We start from the raw sequence: 17,661 nt of genomic DNA, 5'->3' as shown, positions 1-17,661 counted from the left end.
CAGGCCGGCGCTCGCGTCGGCCTGCCTCACCTAGCCGCCTTCCAGCGCGAACCGCGTCGCCTCGTCGGCCGGGAAGAGATGCTCGACCTTCAACGACGCCAGCGTGATGTCCAGCGGCGTGCCGAAGCTGGTGAAAGCCGAGAAGAAGCTCAGCGTCTGCCCGGTGGCCGCGCGCAGGCGCAGGGCCAGCACGGGCAAGCCGCTGGGCTCGATGGCACCCCAAGGACGCAGGGACGGCCGCAATTCGTCGAGCAGGGCGCGCAGCTTGGGCAGATGCTCGGCCTCGCGGCTGGCACGGGCCCACATCTCGCCGCACAGCTCGGCCTCGTTGACGCACAGGGCCCGCAAGCCATCGGGGCGGAATACGGCGCGCAGCAGGTTGAAAGACCCCGCCAGCAGGTGGTCGGCGGGCAGGCCCAGCAGCCCCATCAACCGCAACAGGCCGGCATTGGCCATGACGAGGTTGTATTCGCCATCCAGCACCAGGGCCGGCGTCGGGTCGTGGGCATGCAGCAGCTGCTCCAGCGCGGCCCGCACCGGCGCCATTTCGGGGGCATCCAGTGCACGCTCGGCATGGGCGGGCGCGTAACCGGCGGCGAGCAGCGCCTGGTTGCGCTCCTCCAGCGTGGCGCCGAGGGCGTCGAGCAGGGCAATCAGGGTCTCGCGACCGGCGCGCGAGCGGCCGGTCTCGATGCAGCTGAGATGGCGTTGCGACACACCGGTGCGCAGAGACAGTTCCAGCTGGCTGACGCGGCGCGACTTGCGCAGGGCGGCGAGGGTAGCGGTCATGCGGCCATTCTGCGGCGTGGGCTATCGGCGCGGCGATGACCTCCGAGGTCATTGCGGCGATGCGCGCGGCTGCCGAGCATGAAGGCGTCCACCAACCGCAAAGGAGATCGTCATGCGAACCGTCCTCATCCTCGTCCTCGCCGCCTTCGGCCTGTTCTCGACCTATGTGATGTGGCAGGTCGGCTACCTCGGCATCTGGCAGGCCGGCATGAGCAGCCCGGGCGCCTGGCAGCTGCTGCTGGACCTGGTCATCATGTCCTGGATCGCGCTCGTCTTCATCTGGCGCGACGCGCGGCAGAGCGGCCGCACGGTCTGGCCTTTCGCGCTGATCACGCTGGCCGCCGGTTCCTTCGGGCCGCTGCTCTATCTGCTGCTCAAGCCTTCGAACCGTGACAGCGTACTGAGAGCCGCCTGAAGATTGGCGCGCGCCGGGCCGGCGTGCCGTAGAGCGCCGGCCCGGCGAGCAAGGGGCACAGATCCGCCTCGCACGCACACCCAGGGCAAACCCGCCCCTAGTTCTAGGTTGTCGATCGCGCTTACAAAAATCTCCACTTGCCGCGGGCCTGGTCGGCAAGTGCTTGTTTCCGCAAGGAATTCTGATCGGGCCCGGTTAATGCTTGCTTTGCAGGAAGTCATTTCTCCTTTCTACACATCCCCCTCGATCGGAGTCTCTTCATGCTGAAAAGCACGCTTTCGAAACTGGGCCTCATGCTGGGCATGCTGCTGGCACTGCTGGCCTCCGGCGCCCAAGCGGCCCCCACGCTGACGGCCGCGGCCACCACTGCCGGCTTCGGCCTGAGCCAGTTCGCCGACAACTTCCCGACCACCGGCTTCTGTTGCGGCCCCTTGGGCATCGCCTTCGTGGACGGCGGCGGTGTGATGGTGAGCGATTACCCCGGCAATGTGCGCGTCTTTGCCACCGACGCCGATGGCCAGCACGCCACCAGCGCGCCGGTGGCCCAGAATTACGGCGTCGGCAATGGCGTGGGGCTTGCCCGCCTGGGCAACTTCGTCTACCTGGCCGAGCAGAGTGCCGGCACCGTGGTTCGACTGAACCAGGACGGAACCTTCAATTCGACCGTCGTGACCGGCCTGCCGACGGCGACCGGCATCGTGGCCGATACGCACACCGGCAAGCTCTTCGTGTCGGACTGCTGCAGTGGCACGGGCATCTACATCGTCGATCCGACGACCAACACCAAGACGCTGTTCAAGGTCGGCGGCAGCTATGACGGCGTCAGCCTGTCTGCCGACGGCAGCACCTTGTACGCAGAGTTGGGCGGCCATATCGTGGGTTATCGCGTGTCGGATGGCGTTCAGGTCTACGACTCTGGCTTCATTCCCGGCGGCGCCGATGGCACGGAACTGGGCGCTGGCACGCTGGCCGGCAAGCTCTTCGTCAACACCAACTCCGGCGACCTTTGGGAGTACGACCTCAGCAACCCGCTGGACAACGTGCTGCTGGTCAGCGGCGGCACCCGCGGTGACTTCGTGACGGCCGACCCCAACGGCACCCTGCTGTTCACCCAGACCTCGGACATCTGGCGCCTCACGGCGCCGCAAGGGGGTTGCATCGGCGCCGCCTGCAACGTGCTGCCCGAGCCCAGTGAGGGCAGCTTGGCCCTGGTGGCTTTGCTGGGACTGGCGGTCAGCGCCCGCCGCCGCGCGGCTCGTCACTGATCCTGGATCCCGCCTCGTGAGAACGGCGCCCTCGGGCGTCGTTTTCCATGGCTGGACCCTGAAGCGACACCAGGCCGTGCTCCGACATCTGAAGAGCCGGCTAAACGGCCATGGCCCGTAGGTCGACCGTCGATCGGGGCGAAGGCCTGACAGGAGCAGATGGCGCTGCCATCACCCCGCGCGCGCCTTCTCCCTCTCCTGCAACGCCCGCCACATCACCTTGCCCGCGCCGCTCTTGGGTAGCACGTCGACAAACTCGATCAGGGCCGGCACCTTGTAGACGGCCATGTTGGCGCGGCACCAGTCGCGCAGCTGCTCTTCGGTCAGCGACTCATGCCCGGCACGCTTGACGACGACGGCCTTGACGGTCTCGCCGCGGTAGGGGTCGGGGGCCGAGATGATGCAGGCCTCGGCGATGCCCGGGTGGGCGTGCATCAGGTTCTCGACCTCGCTCGGCCAGACCTTGAAGCCGCTCGCATTGATCATGCGCTTGAGGCGGTCGGTCATGAAGAAATAGCCGTCCTTGTCGGCATAGCCGATGTCGCCGGTGCGGAAGAAGGACTTGCCCTCGAACTCGATGAAGGCCGCGGCCGTCGCGTCCGGGCGGCGCCAGTAGCCGTCGAAAACCATGGGGCCGCGCACGATGATCTCGCCGGCCTCGCCCGGGGGCAGCTCCTTCAGCGTGTCGGGGTCGATGACGCGCGAGTCGCAACTCATATAGGGCACGCCCAGGCATTGCTGCTTGGGAGAGTCGTAGGGGTTGCTGTGGCTGGGCGCGGCCGTCTCGGTCAGGCCATAGCCTTCCATATAGCGCAGGCCCCAGCGTTGCCAGAGCCGCTCGGCAATCGCCTGTGGCATGGAGGCACCGCCGCCGCCGATGGTGACCATGCTGCTCATGTCGAAGCTGTCGACCTGGGGGCTGGCCAGCAGGTCGATGACCATGGTGGGGATGTTGGTCCAGCGCGTGACGCGATGGGTGGCGATGAGGTGGGCGGCGTATTCGCGCTGCCAGCGCGGCATCAGCACCAGGCAGGCCCCGGCCGCCAGCGTGCCATGCATGATGACGACCATGCCGGTGATGTGGAACATGGGCACGACGCCAAGCACGACGTCCTCATGGCTGACATTGGCCCACAGGCCGCCGGCGAAGATGTTGTGCTGCAGGCTGCGGTGCTTGTGCATGCAGCCCTTGGGGTTGCCCGTGGTGCCGCTGGTGTAAGGCAGCAGGGCCAGATCGTCAGCGCCCACGCTCATCGTCGGCGGCGTGGCCGTGCAGGCCAGGGCCTGGCCCCAAGGCGTGGCGCCGGCGGGCAGGGCGATGTCGGCATTCAGCCAGTCGGCCCAGCCCGGGGGCAGGCCGTCACCATTGCTGCGGCCACCGGGCAGCACCTCGGCCATGCGGGTGATGACCAGATCCTTGGCCGCCATGCCGGCCGACAGCCACTCGGCGCTGAGGTCGGCGCTGGTGATGGCCAGCGCGGCGCCGCTGTCCTCGATGAGGTGCTTGATCTCGGCCGCCTTGTTCATCGGGTTGACCGGCACGACGACGGCGTTGGCGCTCAGCACGGCGTAGTGGGCGATGACGAGCTGGGGGCAGTTCTGCAGGCCGACGAGCACGCGGTCGCCCTTGCCAATGCCGCGCTGGGCCAGCCAGGCGGCCAGGCGCGCGACCTGGGCAACCAGCTCGGCATAGGTCGTTTTCTGGCCGAGGAAGACCAGGGCCGGGCGCTGCGGGAAGCGGCGCGCGTTGACCAGCAGGTTGTCGGGCAGGGCCGTGGCCGGCGGCTCGATCGCGTGCGGGATGCGAACGGGCCAGACCTTGTGATGCGCGCGGGTCGTCATGTCAGGGTGTCTCCGGTTTCCTCGCGACGACGAGATAGACGCCGAGCAGCGTCACGCCCATGCCGGCGATGGCTTGTGCGCCAAGTGTCTCGCCGAACAGCAACCACGCCATCACCGAGGTGACAGAGGGCACCAGATACATGGTGCTTGACACGGCCGTCACGCGGCCGTGGCGCAGCATGTAGAACATCAGGCTGATGCCGCCGGCCGTCAGCACCAGGACGCTCCAGGCCATGGCCACCAGCACATGGGCATTCCATTCGATGCGCATGGGCTCGAACAGCCAGGCGGCCGGCAGGGTGACGGCCAGCGCGGCCGCGAACTGCACGACCTGGCCCGTGCGCAGATCGAACTGGGGCACGAAACGCTTCTGGTAGAGCGTGCCGCCCGTGATGGCGAGCAGGGCCATCAGGCACAGCAGCAGCGGCGGGCCGAAGCTGGTGCCAACGTTGAGCTTGTGCCAGATGACGAGGATGACGCCCCCCAGGCCCAGGGCCACGCCGGCCCATTGCCGTGTCGCCACGCGCTCGCCGATCAGCGGCGCCGCTGCGGCCACCAGCACGGGCTGCAGGTTGACGATCAGCGCCGCGGTGCCGGCCGGCAGACCCTGGCGGATGGAGACCCAGACGCCGGCCAGATAGAGGGCCTGGATGCCCAGGCCCGAGACCGCCAGGTGGAGCATGTTGCGCCGCGACGGCCAGGGCGCGCGCGCCGCCAGCGCCAGGCCCAGCATCAGCGCGATGACGCCGGCATAGCGCCAGACCAGGAAGGTCAGCGGATCGGCGTAGGGAGCAGCCAGCTTGGCGACGATATAGCCGGTGGCCCAGATGAAGATGAAAAGGGGCGGGGCGATGCGGTCGAGCAGAGACATCTGCCCATCATGCCTAAGCCGCCAAGACCCTGGCACTCATCAGACGCACCAACTCCGAAGGCTCCGGCAGCGGGCCCGGCAGGGGCAGGCCGGTGAAGGCCGCGTCCAGGCTCAGATGCGAAAGGCCATGGGCCAGGCTCCAACCGGTCAGCGCGACCAGCGGACCGGACGCGGCGTCGAAACGCGTGGCCGCATCCAGCAGCACGCGGAAGGATGCCTCGGCCGCACGGTCCAGGCCCGGATGCTGATGGCGCGACGCCAGCACCGGGCCGAACATCAGCCGGAAGCGCGCCGGGCGACGCCGGGCGAAATCGACGTACGCCGCGGCGATGGCCAGCAACTGCTCGCGCGCATCGCCCGGGTGGGCGTCGACGCCCGCCTGCATGGCGGCACCCAGCTGTCGGAAGCTGCGCTCGGCCAGAGCCGCCAGCAGCTCGGGCAGGCCGGCGAAGTGGTGATAGGGCGCCGCATGCGACACGCCGGCACCGCGGGCCACGTCACGCAGCCCCAGGCCCGCCGCGCCGCGCTGGGCCAGCAGGGTCTCGGCGGCATCCAGCAAGGCCTCGCGCAGATCGCCGTGGTGGTAAGCGCCCGCAGCCTTGGCGCGCGGCCGCGGCGGGCGCTCGGCCGCGGGCGAGCTCGCCACCGGTTCGCCTGCCGCCCGCGGGGCTCGCGGCGCGCGCGCCGGCTTGGCGGTAGCCGCCTTGCCAGCAGACGGTCGGATCGAAGCGGCCTTCCTGATGCTCATGTGCTGCATCTTGCCATCGACAAGATCAAGGCGGATACTGACTTCATCTTTACACCGTCAAGATCATGCATTCGCCGGGCAAGCCGTCATCCGCTCGTCGAGGGGTGGTTGATCGAGGGGGAGCGAGTGGAAGGAGAGCAGCCATGTATCACGCCATCGTCAGGCGCAAGCTGTTGAACGCCTTTGCCGAGCTGAATGCGGGGCGCTACGAGGGCATCCCGGCGAAGTTCGCCGCCACGCATCGCCACCGCATGGTGGGCAGCCACGCCCTGGGCGGCGAGCGCCGCGACCTGACCGCGACGACGCGCTGGTACGGTCGGCTGCAGCGCCTGCTGCCGGGGCTGCGCTTCGAGGTCGACGGTGTCTGGGTCAGCGGCTGGCCCTGGCGCACACGCGCCGTCATCAGCTGGCGCGACCGCTTCCAGCTGCCCGGCGGCCGCGAGGGCAGCAATGTCGGCATGCACGAGTTCGAGCTGCGCTGGGGTCGCGTCAGTGCGCTGACGGTGCACTGCGACACGGCCCGGCTGGCGGGCTATCTGGCCGAGGTGGCGGCGGCCGGTCAGCCCGAGGCGCTGGCGGAGCCGATCACGGGCTGACGCGCGTCTGCATCGATCAGCTCGCGCAGGCAAACCAGGCACAGGCAACCGCTGTATTGCTCGGCGAGCTGCAAGCGCAGCCTCTCGGTCAGCCGGATGCCGAAGCAGGCGCAGTGGCCGGCCTGCACGCCGCATTCGAAGCCGCCACCACAGCGTGGGCAGTTCGCGTCAAGCAGGGGACCGATGCTCATGCGCGCTTGTCCTTCAGCGCTGCCACGCAGAGGGCTTCGAGCGCGCCCAGGTCCACGTCGGCCAGGCGCTTGATGTAGACGCAGCCCTTGCCCTGGCGGTGCTTGCCCAGGCGCGACAGCAGGGCTTCGCGTCCGGTGCCGCCCGCACCGATATAGAGGCTGATGTCGCCCTTGCCGCCGGCACCGCTGGCGAAACCGATCTCGAAGATGTCGCCCTCGCGGCCGCTGTCGTAGACGTAGTGGTGATGGCCGAAGCCGACCATGCGGCCCCACATCACCGGCGGGTGGCCGCTGGCGCGCTGCATCAGCGCGGCGAGCTGCCGGCAGTCGGCGGCACGCGCCTCGGGCTGGGCGGCGAAATGGGCCTCGACGTCGGCGGCGCTCGGGACGGTCTTGTTGGCGGTGGCGGCCATGGGCTCGGGCTCAGGCAGGACTGGCTGAAGCGGATTGTGCGGCGTCGGCCCGTGCCTTGCTCAGGCGTTGCACAAAGGTCAGCCGCACGCGTTCGGAGTTCCGGAAGTAGGTGATCCAGATGGCCGCGAACACGCAGGCACGCACGGCCACCCCGGCGTCCTTGGCCGTCCAGCGCTCGCTCAGCGCCGGGATCAGCGGCGTTGCCAGCGCGTCGCCCAAAGTGGCTGCGGCCGCGAGTACCAGCCAGAGCATGTAGATGCGCGGCATGCTGCTGCGGCGTTTGAGCATCAGCACGAGCAGCAGCAGGGCGCCGGCCACGAGGGCGAGGTTGAGGACGAGTTCGATGAGCAGCAGGGGCGCCCACAGCGGGTGGTAGCTCGACGAGGCCGCCACGGTCAGCGTGCTCCAGCCCTGCACGGTCAGGGCTGGCAGCGAGTCGAGGATCACCTTGCCGACGGTGAAGGGCGTCGCGGCCAGGCCGATCAGGGGCAGCCAGAGCCAGCCCCCCAGGGCCGTGTGCGGCTGGGTCCCACCATGCAAGGCCGCTGGCTCGGGGTCCCAGCGGTAGAGACGCCGCGCCAGCACGCCCAGGCCGCCCAGGGTCAGCAGGCCGACGACCAGCGGCAGCCAGTGCGGCGAGTCGCTACCCAGGGCCTTGGGCGCGGCGGGTGCCGGGGCGGCATCGTCCTGGCGGTAGAGGTTGTAGTGGATGCCGCTGCGCGCCTTGTCGAGCTGGGCCACGTAGCGCTGCATGCCGGCCGCGTCGACATGGTCGGCGCGGGTCTGGTAGTGGTCGGTCAGCACGACGACGTTGCGGTCGTGCCAGGCCTCTTCGCGCTGCAGCAAGAAGGCGGGGTCCTCGAAGACGAGGTTGTCGGGCTTGATGTCCCAGACCTGGGGCAGGCGGAATTCGCTGACGAGCTTGAAGTCCACCGGATGGCGCAGGCCCAGCGGCCCCTGCCGGTTCAGGCCCTGCGGGCGACGCAGCCATTCGTGCAGGTCGGGCACCTCGAGCTCGCCGGTCCAGCGGGCCAGCTTGTCGTTGCGCACCCAGTAGCTGGGCATGCGGTAGTGCTCGACCAGTTCCAGCGTGTTGGCGTCGAGGTCGTCGCGGGTGGTGAAGGGCTGGTCCACGGCCAGGCCCGGATAGCTCGCGGCATAGAAGTCGAGGTATTGCTTCTGCAGGTCCTGGCGGGACGTGGTGGCCAGGGCATTGCGCAGCACCTCGGCGGCTTCGCCCTGGGTGTGCGTCGTGATGGTGAGCGTGGCGGGCTTGTCGTAGCCGGCGCTGGCGTCCAGCACCGCATGCAGCTCGCGCTTGAGCGTCCGGGCCTCGGCGCCGGCCATGGGCACGAGCTCGCGCGTGTCGGCGTCCACGAGCAGGGCGCGGCCGAAATCGGCCTGCACCCATTGCGCGATGCCCTTGCCCGCCTGCGGCGCGCGGGTCGGGTCCAGCCAGACGCGCCGGCCACCGACATCGGCCTGCACCAGCACGTGGTTGAAAGCCCAGGGCGTGGGCAGGCGCTCGGCGGTGGCCTGGCGCAACGTGGTGTGCACGAGGGCCGGCCGGGCCGGGATGCCCAGGCCGCGCAGCAGGGCGAGGCTGAGCAGGGTCTTGTCCTTGCAGTCGCCGAAGCGGCGCTGCAGCACCAGCTCGGGCGCATGCGGCGCATGCGAGTTGGCGCCCATCTCGATGCCGAGGTAGCGCACCTCGCGCTGCACGAAGCGCAGGGCGGCCAGCAGGCGTTGCTCGGGGTCGGTCGTCGCGGCGGCGATGCGGGCGACCTCGCGGTCGACGGCCGGCACCGGGCCGGCCGGCAGGCGGTACAGCGGCAGGGCCCAGCGGACCACGGCGGCCCAGTCCTCGAACTCGCCCCATTCGGCCCAGGAATAGGGGTCGTACCAGCCGGGGCTGTCGTTGTCGACCATCCGCGCCGGCACGTCGCGCAGGCGCCAGCGATGGTCCAGCTCGCCGTTGGCTTCGCTGACGCTGGCGGGCTTGGCGTCGTTGTGCAGCTTCCAGTGCAGCGGCCGGCCCTGGGGCCAGAGCAGGCGTGCATGGCGGTAGGCCACCGGCACGCCCCAGTCGAAATCGAAGCTGCCGAAGCGGCTGCCGCCGAAGACGGGATTGCTGCCCTGCACGCTGTAGACCGTCTCGACGACGTCGCCGACACGCACGTTCTGCAGCGCCACATGGGCCGTCAGCCGGCCGTCGAAGATCAGCGACTCCAGGCTGGCTTCGCGCTGCAGCAGCTTCAGCCCGCCCGGCGCCACGCGGAAGACGACGCGGCCGGCGCGCTTCACCTCGATGCGGTGCACGGTCAGGGTCTGGTAGCTGGGGTCGAAGCGGATCTGCACATTGGCAATGTCCTCGACGCCCCGCTCGTTCACGGCGCGGGTGGCCACGTGGTGGTAGTCGGTCAGCGTCGAGCCGGCGACGCGCACCTGCTGGTCGGCCAGCAGATAGTGGCGGCCCTGGCTCACGCCCTCGGCCGGCGCGGCAGCCTCCAGCGGCACGGCCTGGGCATCCACCCAGGCGGGCGGCGGCGCAAAGCTCACGCCCTTGGCCCCCGCGGGAGCGTCCGCTGCTTGCGCCCCTGGGACCAGCAGCCCCCACAGCAGGCAGGCACCGGCCAGCCTCTTCCTCCACGTGCGCATCATGGCGCCTCCCCTTGTTCTGGCGCGGCGATTATGGGCAGCTTCTCAGGCAAGCTCGGACTGCGGATCCTCGGGCGAGGCGAGGGGCGTCGCACGCGCCAGGGCCATCCAGGTGGCGAAGTCGGGCTTGTGGGCGCGCTTGGGCGCCGGCCGGGCCAGCTCGAGATGGTTCGCGTGGCCAATCAGCACGCCGTAGTCGGCCGGGATCTCCTCGGGCTGGGCAATGCCGGCCTTGATGACGAACCAGCACTGGCCGCACAGGGCCCGATAGGCGGCCGACTTGGCCGGCCGGCGCAGCTCGCCGAGCAGGTCGGCGCGGCTGACCTTGATCTCGTGGATGGCCGGCTCGAGGTAGTCCTCCACCGTGCTGTGGCGGATGGAATAGACGTCGGGCATGGCATTGACCCACAGCGTCTTGCCCTCCTCCCCGGGCAGGCCGGCACGCAGCGTGAGGCCGCGCCAGGCGATGCGGCCCGCACGCTGCATCTCGGTGGCGACGCGCTCGACCAGGCCCTCGTGGGCGTCGCGCGCCGCGCGGTTGCGGGTCAGCGAGGCGGCGATGTGGGCGACGCCGGCATCGGTGACGCGCAGGCGCTCGCGGCCGTCGGCCTCCTGAAGGCGCTCGACCCAGCCGGCCGCCAGCAGCTCGACCTCGACCAGGTCCTGGCTGGGCCAGCCGGCGCTGCGCCAGAGCAGGCGCAGGCGCTGCAGGTGAATGCGAGTTGGAGCGGGCATGCGCGAATCTTCGCCGCGAGCGGGCAAGAAAAAAGCCCCCGGCCGTGAGGCTCGGGGGCTTTTGCGAAGGTCTGCTGACGCTTACGGGCGCTCGCGCTTGGGCAGGGCGGACATGCCCGGCACCGGCGAGTTGGTCGTGGCCGTCGTGGCCGTGTTGGGCACGGCGAAGAAGGTCCAGACGCTGTTGGCCGGGAAGGCCAGCGTGGCGTTGGTGTAGATCGGCGTGGCCGAGGTCGGCACCGTCACGTCGACTTGCGAAGCCGTCGTGGACGAGATGCTGTTCGGCGTGGAGGCCGTACCCGGCAGCACGTTGGACGCGATGGTGCTGAAGTCGACGTTCAGCGACACACCGGCCGTCTGGGCGGCGATGGCGTTGACCATGCGGATCTTCACGTTGCCGCTGATGGTGGGCAGGCGGTTGTCGTCGTCCAGCACCGACATCTTGGGCGCCGAGACGTCACCCCAGACCAGCAGCGTGGTGTCCTTGCCGGCCGTCAGCGTCGGGGCCGTGAAGGGGTAGGTCACGCCACCCACTTGCACCGACAGCGTGGTGGCGCCGGAGGCCGTCGTCACGTAGTCGCTGATCAGCGGGCTGATGGCGCCGGTGAACATGGTCTGGCCGTTGACGGCCGAGGTCACCGTGCCGCCGTTGGTCAGGGCAGCGACGGTACGCACGCGGCTCTGGGTGTTGGCGAAGTTCTTGACGGCGCCCTTCTGGACGACGCTGATGCCGTTGACGAGCACGCCGCCGTCGGAAGCGGTCAGGATCAGCGTGTTCACGCTGGCCGAGTCCAGGGTCACGGCCGGGATGTCCAGGCGCAGGTCGGTGCGCTTGTTGTAGCCGGTCACGCGGACACGGAAGGTGCCCGAGTTGATCTGGATGTAGCCGGAGCCGGCACCGCCCTGCAGATTGGTCGTCAGCGCGGTGGCGGTGTCGATGGAGTCGGTGGCGGTCGTCACATAGACGTCCAGCGCGCCGGCGTCGGGAGCCAGGTTCAGGACCAGCAGCTTGGCCTTGTTGGCGTCGGGCACGACTTCAGCTTCCTGCAGCAGCGTGGTGCGGATGGCACCGGCGAAGCCGTAGGTGATGAAGGTGTAGTTGCTGCCGGAGCTCAGCGTCGGCGTCGTGGCCGACACGCTGGTGCCGACGTCGCTGGTCAGCACCTTGGTGGCGGTGTTGTTGGTGTCGACGGTGCCGTATTCACCGACGGCGGCATAGCCCACCTTGGTGTTGATGGCCTTGTCGTTGACCGTCAGGTCCAGCTGGGCATAGGAGCGCGTCGCATTGAGCAGGCGCACTTGCGTGTCGCTGCTGCCCTTGCCGCCGCCACCGCAGGCGGTCAGGAAGGCGGTGGCCGACAGGCTCAGCGTCAGGACCAGTCGGGTGGCCCAAGGGGTGAATCGCATCGAAAACTCTCCGAAAAAACCAAACCGCCGGGCTGAATGCCGAAAACGCGGACTCGCGATTAGAACTCAAGCCGAGGATGGCACGATTTCCACCTCCTAGCGGCGGGTGAAGAACTGTTGCTAGGGGACTTCCATTAGGGGTGAGGAGAACTCTCCAATTCCGGCGCCAACGCCTCGCTAGCATCCGCGAAATGAACTATCCCCACCTCCTCGCCCCCCTGGACCTCGGCTTCACGACGCTGAAGAACCGCGTGCTGATGGGCAGCATGCACACCGGCCTGGAGGATGGTCGAAAACACTTCGAGCGCATGGCCGTCTTCTTTGCCGAGCGCGCCAAGGGAGAAGTGGGGCTGATCGTCACGGGCGGCTTCGCGCCCAATATCGAAGGCTGGGCCAAGCCCTTTGCCGGCACGCTGGCGACCTCGGGCGCCGCGCGCCGCCACAAGATCATCACCGACGCCGTGCACGCCGAGGGCGGCAAGATCGCGCTGCAGATCCTGCACACCGGCCGCTACGGCTACTCGCCGCTGTGCGTGGCGCCGTCGCGCATCCAGAGCCCGATCTCGCCCTTCACGCCGCGCGAGCTGAGCCCGCGCGGCATCGAGCGCCAGATCAAGGCCTTCATCCGCTGCGCCAAGCTGGCCCGCGAGGCCGGCTACGACGGCGTGGAGGTGATGGGCAGCGAGGGTTATTTCATCAACCAGTTCCTGGTGGAACACACCAACCAGCGCAGCGACGCCTGGGGCGGCTCCTACGAGAACCGCATGCGCCTGCCGCTGGAGATCCTGGCCCGCATGCGCGAGGCCGTGGGGCCGGACTTCATCATCATCTACCGCCTGTCCATGCTGGACCTGGTGCCCAACGGCAGCAGCTGGGAAGAGGTGGTGGAGCTGGCGCGGCGCGTGTCGCGCAGCGGCGCCACCATCATCAACACCGGCATCGGCTGGCACGAGGCGCGCATCCCGACGATCGCGACCAGCGTGCCGCGCGCCGGCTTTGCGTGGGTGACCGCCAAGCTGCGCGCCAAGCTGCGGGAAGAGGGCATCAACACGCCGCTGATCACCAGCAATCGCATCAACACGCCCGAGGTGGCCGAGGGCGTGCTGGCCGACGGCAGCGCCGACATGGTGTCGATGGCGCGGCCCTTCCTGGCGGACTCCGAGTTCGTCAAGAAGGCGCGCCAGGGCAGGGCGGACGAGATCAACACCTGCATCGCCTGCAACCAGGCCTGCCTGGACCACACCTTCGCGCAGAAGATCTCGACTTGCCTGGTCAACCCGCGGGCGGCCTATGAGCAGGAGATCGTGATCAAGCCGGTGAATGGCGCCAAGAAGCGCATTGCCGTCGTCGGCGCCGGCCCGGCTGGCCTGGCCGCTGCGACGACGCTGGCCGAGCGCGGCCATGCGGTGACGCTGTTCGATGCGGCGGCCGAGATCGGCGGCCAGTTCAACATGGCCAAGCGCATCCCGGGCAAGGAGGAGTTCAGCGAGACGCTGCGCTACTTCGGCCGGCGCATCCAGGTCACCGGTGTCGAGCTGCAGCTGAACCGCCGGGTCTCGGCCGAGGACCTGAAGGGCTTCGACGAAGTGCTGCTGGCTACCGGCGTCAGCGCCCGCAACCCGAAGATCAAGGGCCAGGACGAGGGCGCTGCCCGCGGCCAGGTGCTGAGTTATATCGACGTGCTGCGCCACGGCAAGCCGGTGGGCAAGCGGGTGGCCATCGTCGGCGCCGGCGGCATCGGCTTCGACGTGGCCGAGTACCTGCTGGAGGCCGGCCATTCGCTGACGCTGGACCCGGCCGCCTGGCGTCGCCACTGGGGCGTGGGTGATCCGGAGCAAGTGCGGGCCGGTCTGCTGCGCCCGGCACCGGATGCGCCGACGCGCCAGATCACGCTGCTGCAGCGCAAGGCCGGCAAGCCCGGCGCGGGCCTGGGCAAGACGACGGGCTGGATCCATCGCGCCGCGCTGAAGATGAAGAACGTCGACATGCTGGCCAGCGTCAACTACGAGCAGATCACGCCCGAGGGCCTGTGGGTCAGCTATGGCGAGCAGCGCAAGGATGCCCAGCTCATCGAGGCCGACACCATCGTGCTGTGCGCCGGCCAGGAGCCGCTGCGCGAGCTGGAGGCACCCCTGAAGGCCGCGGGCGTCAACGTCCACCTGATCGGCGGCGCGCTCGAGGCCGGCGAGCTGGACGCCAAGCGGGCCATCCTGCAGGGCACCAAGCTGGCCTGCACGCTGTAGCCGGATCAGTTGCGGGAGAGTTCCCAGAGCTGGTACAGCGTGTCGTTGTCCTGCTCCAGGACTTCCAGGCCCTGGGCCAGGTCGAAGCTGGAGTCGTACCAGCCGCAATCCAACTTGCTGCGGGCGCCGGCCCCGGTGTTGATGCAACGAAGCGCGGCCTGGGGCAGCTTGGAGTCGGACCAGGTCGACTGCGAGTTGAAGAATTGCATGGTGTCGGCTCCGCGTTTTTGAAGGGGTGGCGTCGTGTTCAATGCCATGCCGTCAGCATCGCGGCCGGGCCGTTTTCGGGACATCACCCGGAGGGTGGAGCGAGGGGGGAGAAGCCGCCCCACCACCCCCCCGCCTTTCCCCCTTCCTCCCCCAAAAGGGGGAGACAGCCGCGCTAAGCTCGCGGCGCTTTTCATCCCCCCACCGCCTTGATCCGACCTGCAGCTCCATTTCGCCCGTCTCCGGCCCAACGCGGACTGGTGGCCTTGCTGCTGGTGCTGTTGCTGAGCCCCGGCCTGGCCGTCGCCCTGGGCAGCGCCGGGCTGGACCTGCGCGAACGCCTGGCCACGCTGGGCCTGTCCCTGTGGCTGCTGGCGCTGCTGCCCACCCTGCTTGGCAGCCTGCGCTGGGCCCTGCTGGCCTGGACGCCTGCGGTGCTGCTGCTGCCGCCCTATGTCTACCTCTGCCTCAGCCTGGGGGCCGTCCCGGGTGACGCCCTGGTCGCGGCGGCGCTGCACACGGCGCCCACGCGCAGCCTGGAGGTGGTGAGCGGATTCGGCGCCTGGATCCTGCCTTGGGCGGTCCTGGCCCTGGCCTATCCCCTGCTCGCCTGGCGCGTCGACCGGCGCTGGCGGCTGGCGGGCCGCAAGGGCTGGCTGGCCGGCCTGCTGGGCGTGGCCTGCCTGTCGCTGGTGGTGCAGCAGGCCCTGCCCCAGCAGCTGAGCCTGCCCGCGTTCTTCACGCGCGCCACGGCTGACCGGGTCTTTCCTTTGAACCTCGCGGCCAGCCTGCAACGCGTGCTCGAGCAGGACCGGCGCGAAAAGCCGACCGTCTCGCTGCACGGCCGGGCCCGCCCCGGCTCGGCCGACGCGCCGCTGCACCTCGTCCTCGTCATCGGCGAATCGGTGCGCCCCGATCACTTGAGCGTCTACGGCTACGGGCGCGACACGACCCCTGGCCTGGCCGCCGCACGCAACGAGCTGCTGCTGTTTGACGACGTCGCCTCGACAGCGCATTGGACCGGCTTCGCCGTGCCCGGCATCGTCGGCCGGCCGCTCGGCGAGCGCGGCAAGGCCGGCCTGGTGCGTACCCTGCGCGAGGCCGGCTATCACTCCGCCTGGCTGTCCAACCAGGAGAACTCGGACCTGATCAGCGACGCCGACGTGGCGGACTTCGCGCGCAGCGACTACGAATTCCACCTGCGCATGGATGCCGCGCTGCTGCCGCCGTTCGAGGGCCTGTTGCGCCAGGCGGGGCCACGCCAGTTCATCGTGCTGCACATGATCGGCAGCCACTTCCCCTACGAGGAGCGCTACGACGCCCAGGACCGGCGCTTCACGCCGACGCTGGCCGACGCGGGCGTCAGCGGCTGGCCGGGCGCAGCCCACAAGGCCGAGACCATCAACTCCTACGACAACACGCTGGTCGTGCTGGATCGTTTCCTGATGCGCACCCTCGCCGCGCTGCGCGCCGATCCCGTGCCGGCCCTGCTGGTCTTCACCTCGGACCATGGCGAAAACCTCTTCGACGACGAGCGCCAGCGCTTCATGCATGCGCTGACCGATCCGTCGAAGGCCGATACGACGGTGCCCTTGTTCTTCTGGGCCAATGACGCCTACCGCCGCCGCTGGCCCGAGGCCTTGTCGCTGCTGCAGCAACGCCGCACGGCCCCGATCAGCCATGTCGACCTGATGCCGACGCTGCTGGACCTCGCCGGCGTCGACGCCGACGGCATCTCGCCCGCCGAAAGCCTGCGCTCGCCGGACTGGCGCCCGCGCCCGCGCCGCCTGCGCCAGATCGACGGCCCCGGCTGGAACTACGACGACATCCGCTGAGTCCAAACCAAAATTGGGGTCGGAGTCGATTTCCCTCGCGCGAGGCGGATCGGGTAGGCTGGAAAGTCCATCCAGGAGCCGCCATGCCCACCGCCGCCATCAGCCCCGTCGACGTCGCCGCCAGCCTGACCGAGTTCTGGTCGCCGCGCGTCATCGGCGCCTTCGACGACAACTACGTCAAGGTGGCCAAGGTGCAGGGGACCTTCGGCTGGCACCGCCATCCGGACGAGGACGAGCTCTTCCACATCCTGCGCGGCCGGCTGCGCATCGAGATGCGCGAAGGCGCCGTCACGCTGGAGGCCGGCCAGATGTTCGTCGTGCCGCGCGGCGTGGAGCATTGCCCGGTCGCCGAGCAAGAATGCCTGCTGATGCTGGTGGAGCGCAAGTCGACGCTGCACAGCGGCGACTCGCCCAACGAGAAAACGCGCTCCATCGAGGAGCAACTCGGCCAGGCCTAGCCCAGGGCGGCTTCGAACAGGCGACGCTGGACTGTCAGCGCCTCGACCCAGCCCGGCTCCAGCGCATCCGTGAAGACGAGATGGATGTCGACGCTGACCTCGTCGAGCAGTCGACGGCAGGCGACGCCGGCATAGCGCTGGCGGGCCATGGCGGCCGGCATCAACGTGCCGCCACGGCCGGCGGCGATCTGCGCCAGCGTGGCCGTCGTGCCCGGTGCCTCGGCCTCGACGGCAGGACGGAAGCCCGCGGCCTCGTACTGACGCTGGTAGTGCATCCACAGCGACGGGTTCTGGCGCTTGGGAAAGCGCAGGAAAGCCGGCAGGGTTTCGAGATCGCGCAGGCGCAGCGCCCGCTTGCGCGCCAGCGGGCTGGCGCTGGGCACCAGGGCGACATGGCGCAACCGGGCCACCGGCACATGGCGCAGGCCGTGCAGTTCATGCGGCATCGCGATCAGTGCCGCGTCCAGCGCCCCCTGCCGAAGGGCATCGAGCAGCTTGGGCCCGATCTCCAGCACCGGCTCCAGCGCCGCCCGGCCGGAAGCCTCGCGCCAGGCACTGTCCATGGCCTGGAAGCTGCTCAGGTCCACCCACCAGGGCAGGCCCAGGCGCAAGGGCCTGTCGATGTCGGCGCCGCCGGCAGCATGCACCAGGGCGGCATCGAAGGCTTGGACGGCCGCCGCGAAGGCGGCCTGGGCGCGCCGGCCGTCCGCTGTCAGCCGCGTCGCCGGGCCATCGCGGTCCAGCAAGGTCACGCCGAGAGCTGCCTCCAGCGCGGCGATCTGGCGCGACAGCGGCGGCTGCGTCAGATGCAGGCGCTCGGCGGCGCGGCGGAAATTCAGCTCCTCGGCCAGCACGAGGAAATAGCGCAGCTGGCGGATGTCGATGCTGCGGTGGCCGGGCTGCGTCATGCCGAAAAGGTATCACCAATTCGGCAATTCACGGCCGCGCCACGGCGCCCCAGCATGCCGGTCTTGCCGCGCAATGGCG

At 69.5% G+C, this 17,661-nt stretch carries 17 protein-coding genes; 6 read left to right on the top strand and 11 right to left on the bottom strand.

Annotation, left to right across the window (positions count from 1 at the left end; translation table 11 throughout):
• Positions 1–30 precede the first annotated feature (30 nt).
• The gene (locus AC3WOE_RS05545) at positions 31–789 is read right to left on the bottom strand and encodes a helix-turn-helix domain-containing protein (protein WP_492688879.1); all 759 of its coding nucleotides are present in this window, start codon (positions 787–789) and stop codon (positions 31–33) included.
• Between the two features lie 112 nt (positions 790–901).
• On the opposite strand from AC3WOE_RS05545, the gene AC3WOE_RS05540 reads away from it, so the two are divergent.
• Together AC3WOE_RS05540 and AC3WOE_RS05535 are read left to right on the top strand one after the other, a co-directional pair.
• Positions 902–1,204 carry a DUF2834 domain-containing protein gene (locus AC3WOE_RS05540; protein ID WP_492688878.1) on the top strand — a complete coding sequence of 101 codons (303 nt, stop codon included), beginning with the start codon at positions 902–904 and terminating at the stop codon, positions 1,202–1,204.
• Positions 1,205–1,464: 260 nt separating this feature from the next.
• Positions 1,465–2,469: a YncE family protein gene (locus tag AC3WOE_RS05535; RefSeq protein ID WP_492688877.1), complete on the top strand. Its 1,005-nt coding sequence runs from the start codon at positions 1,465–1,467 to the stop codon at positions 2,467–2,469.
• 171 nt (positions 2,470–2,640) lie between these two features.
• Here AC3WOE_RS05535 and AC3WOE_RS05530 read toward each other — a convergent pair whose 3' ends face one another.
• The 3 genes from AC3WOE_RS05530 to AC3WOE_RS05520 are packed head-to-tail and all read right to left on the bottom strand — an operon-like array spanning position 2,641 to position 5,828.
• The gene (locus AC3WOE_RS05530) at positions 2,641–4,311 is read right to left on the bottom strand and encodes a long-chain-fatty-acid--CoA ligase (protein ID WP_492688875.1); all 1,671 of its coding nucleotides are present in this window, start codon (positions 4,309–4,311) and stop codon (positions 2,641–2,643) included.
• Between the two features lies 1 nt (position 4,312).
• Complete coding sequence (locus AC3WOE_RS05525; RefSeq protein WP_492688874.1) at positions 4,313–5,182, bottom strand: DMT family transporter; 870 nt, start codon at positions 5,180–5,182, stop codon at positions 4,313–4,315.
• A gap of 13 nt (positions 5,183–5,195) precedes the next feature.
• On the bottom strand, positions 5,196–5,828 hold the full coding sequence (locus AC3WOE_RS05520; RefSeq protein ID WP_492688872.1) for a TetR/AcrR family transcriptional regulator: 633 nt from the start codon (positions 5,826–5,828) through the stop codon (positions 5,196–5,198).
• Between the two features lie 245 nt (positions 5,829–6,073).
• Here AC3WOE_RS05520 and AC3WOE_RS05515 point away from each other — a divergent pair, with 245 nt between their 5' ends.
• Positions 6,074–6,526: a nuclear transport factor 2 family protein gene (locus tag AC3WOE_RS05515; RefSeq protein WP_492688871.1), complete on the top strand. Its 453-nt coding sequence runs from the start codon at positions 6,074–6,076 to the stop codon at positions 6,524–6,526.
• Here the strand turns inward: AC3WOE_RS05515 and AC3WOE_RS05510 are convergent.
• From AC3WOE_RS05510 to AC3WOE_RS05490, 5 genes are all read right to left on the bottom strand, one after another.
• Positions 6,490–6,717 carry a cysteine-rich CWC family protein gene (locus tag AC3WOE_RS05510; protein ID WP_492688869.1) on the bottom strand — a complete coding sequence of 76 codons (228 nt, stop codon included), beginning with the start codon at positions 6,715–6,717 and terminating at the stop codon, positions 6,490–6,492. The two genes, AC3WOE_RS05515 and AC3WOE_RS05510, sit on opposite strands and share 37 nt — an antisense overlap.
• Positions 6,714–7,130 carry a DUF1801 domain-containing protein gene (locus AC3WOE_RS05505; RefSeq protein WP_492688868.1) on the bottom strand — a complete coding sequence of 139 codons (417 nt, stop codon included), beginning with the start codon at positions 7,128–7,130 and terminating at the stop codon, positions 6,714–6,716. The genes AC3WOE_RS05510 and AC3WOE_RS05505 overlap by 4 nt, the downstream gene beginning before the upstream one ends.
• Before the next feature lie 10 nt (positions 7,131–7,140).
• On the bottom strand, positions 7,141–9,792 hold the full coding sequence (locus tag AC3WOE_RS05500; RefSeq protein ID WP_492688867.1) for a DUF3857 domain-containing protein: 2,652 nt from the start codon (positions 9,790–9,792) through the stop codon (positions 7,141–7,143).
• A 42-nt stretch (positions 9,793–9,834) separates the two neighbouring features.
• Positions 9,835–10,524 carry a hypothetical protein gene (locus tag AC3WOE_RS05495; RefSeq protein ID WP_492688866.1) on the bottom strand — a complete coding sequence of 230 codons (690 nt, stop codon included), beginning with the start codon at positions 10,522–10,524 and terminating at the stop codon, positions 9,835–9,837.
• Positions 10,525–10,605: 81 nt separating this feature from the next.
• Positions 10,606–11,931: a DUF4397 domain-containing protein gene (locus AC3WOE_RS05490; RefSeq protein WP_492688865.1), complete on the bottom strand. Its 1,326-nt coding sequence runs from the start codon at positions 11,929–11,931 to the stop codon at positions 10,606–10,608.
• 191 nt (positions 11,932–12,122) lie between these two features.
• On the opposite strand from AC3WOE_RS05490, the gene AC3WOE_RS05485 reads away from it, so the two are divergent.
• Entirely contained in the window at positions 12,123–14,174 is a 2,052-nt protein-coding gene (locus AC3WOE_RS05485; protein WP_492688864.1) for an oxidoreductase, read from the top strand.
• A 5-nt stretch (positions 14,175–14,179) separates the two neighbouring features.
• Here AC3WOE_RS05485 and AC3WOE_RS05480 read toward each other — a convergent pair whose 3' ends face one another.
• Positions 14,180–14,383: a hypothetical protein gene (locus tag AC3WOE_RS05480; RefSeq protein WP_492688863.1), complete on the bottom strand. Its 204-nt coding sequence runs from the start codon at positions 14,381–14,383 to the stop codon at positions 14,180–14,182.
• Between the two features lie 258 nt (positions 14,384–14,641).
• On the opposite strand from AC3WOE_RS05480, the gene AC3WOE_RS05475 reads away from it, so the two are divergent.
• Together AC3WOE_RS05475 and AC3WOE_RS05470 are read left to right on the top strand one after the other, a co-directional pair.
• Positions 14,642–16,216: a phosphoethanolamine transferase gene (locus AC3WOE_RS05475; protein WP_492688862.1), complete on the top strand. Its 1,575-nt coding sequence runs from the start codon at positions 14,642–14,644 to the stop codon at positions 16,214–16,216.
• Positions 16,217–16,299: 83 nt separating this feature from the next.
• On the top strand, positions 16,300–16,674 hold the full coding sequence (locus AC3WOE_RS05470) for a cupin domain-containing protein (protein ID WP_492688861.1): 375 nt from the start codon (positions 16,300–16,302) through the stop codon (positions 16,672–16,674).
• Here the strand turns inward: AC3WOE_RS05470 and AC3WOE_RS05465 are convergent.
• Positions 16,671–17,582 carry a LysR family transcriptional regulator gene (locus tag AC3WOE_RS05465; RefSeq protein ID WP_492688860.1) on the bottom strand — a complete coding sequence of 304 codons (912 nt, stop codon included), beginning with the start codon at positions 17,580–17,582 and terminating at the stop codon, positions 16,671–16,673. The two genes, AC3WOE_RS05470 and AC3WOE_RS05465, sit on opposite strands and share 4 nt — an antisense overlap.
• Between the last annotated feature and the right edge of the window lie 79 nt (positions 17,583–17,661).

The sequence above is a fragment of the Roseateles sp. FW305-36 genome, from assembly GCF_058787015.1.
Note: the sequence above shows the minus strand (reverse complement) of the source record. Positions and strands in the feature narration are given on the sequence as shown.